The organism is Pseudescherichia vulneris, assembly GCF_902164725.1.
Classification (GTDB): Bacteria; Pseudomonadota; Gammaproteobacteria; order Enterobacterales; family Enterobacteriaceae; genus Pseudescherichia; species Pseudescherichia vulneris.
On record NZ_LR607338.1, the window covers coordinates 875,775 to 877,000 of the forward strand.

At 52.2% G+C, this 1,226-nt stretch carries 2 protein-coding genes; one reads left to right on the plus strand and one right to left on the minus strand.

Annotation, left to right across the window (positions count from 1 at the left end; translation table 11 throughout):
• Window positions 1-25: 25 nt before the first annotated feature.
• Window positions 26-463 carry a universal stress protein UspA gene (gene uspA, locus FN633_RS03515; protein WP_042394147.1) on the minus strand — a complete coding sequence of 146 codons (438 nt, stop codon included), beginning with the start codon at window positions 461-463 and terminating at the stop codon, window positions 26-28.
• 395 nt (window positions 464-858) lie between these two features.
• Here uspA and uspB point away from each other — a divergent pair, with 395 nt between their 5' ends.
• Window positions 859-1,194, plus strand: a complete 336-nt coding sequence (gene uspB / locus FN633_RS03520) for a universal stress protein UspB (protein ID WP_042394150.1) — start codon at window positions 859-861, stop codon at window positions 1,192-1,194.
• Window positions 1,195-1,226 lie beyond the last annotated feature (32 nt).

Genomic DNA, 1,226 nt, shown 5'->3' on the forward strand with positions numbered 1-1,226 from the left:
GGCGTTTTATAGGCGTTAATGGAGATTAATCTTCGTCTTCGTCGCGCAGCGGAACAATCAGCATATCAACGTGAACGGTGTTGATAAGCTGGCGCGCGGAGGACATCAGCTTGCTCCAGAAGTCCTGATGGTGACCGCAGACCACCAGATCCATATCGTATTTCTTAATCGCGTCGACCAGCACCTGGCCCAGATCGCCGCTGCCGCTCAGGGTTTCGGTAATCGGGTAGCCTGCGTTAGTGGAGAGTTCAGCCAGCGCGTTGTGCGTCTCTTCAGAGATGCGCTTCTGCATATCGCCCAGGTTAACGTCGATCAGCCCGGTATAGAGATCGGAGTAGTTTACATCGACATGAATCAGGGAGATTTTTGCATTGTAAGGGCGAGCCATAGAGACGGCTTTGTCGACCAGTACCTTGCTCTCTGGGGAGAGATCCACTGCGATGAGAATATGTTTGTAAGCCATGATGTTACTCCTTCCATAAGTTGTCGATGACCGTTGGATTCAGCCGCCACTTTCGCGCTGCGGCCTGTCCCGCGTCCTGCGTGCCATTGCGCGGGGGATGCCCGGCCTTAAGGATCTAATTGTAGAAGATATTTCTACCTTATAACGCGCTAAACCCGTCGTCAATTGTCCTGGGTCACGATTTAGATCATCAAAAAACAGCGTTAACAGCATTGATATAGATCGATGATGTGGCGAAATAATTAACAGATCTCCTACACTATTAATAAGCCGCTCGGATGTAGAATTGTGATCCACGTCGGCTTCTGGTACACACTTCAAAGAACTCATTGGCCGGAAATCGGGGAGCGTCAGCTCTGGAGTCTATCTCCGTGGGCGGTCGCCGGGGAGGGGGTATGGTCAGCACTGTCGCGCTGTTTTGGGCTTTGTGCATCGTTTGTGTGGTTAACATGGCGCGTTATTTCTCATCGCTACGCGCACTGTTGGTTGTCCTGCGTGGTTGCGATCCGTTGCTCTATCAATATGTGGATGGCGGTGGCTTTTTTACCTCGCACGGCCAGCCCAGTAAGCAGATGCGTCTGGTGTGGTATATCTACGCCCAGCGCTATCGCGATCACCATGACGATGAGTTTATTCGTCGCTGTGAGCGGGTCCGTCGCCACTTTGTTTTAACCAGCGCCCTCTGCGGCCTGGTCGTGGTCAGCCTGATCGCGCTGATGATTTGGCACTGACGTTTAAGAGAGATAAAAAAAGCGGGCCATCG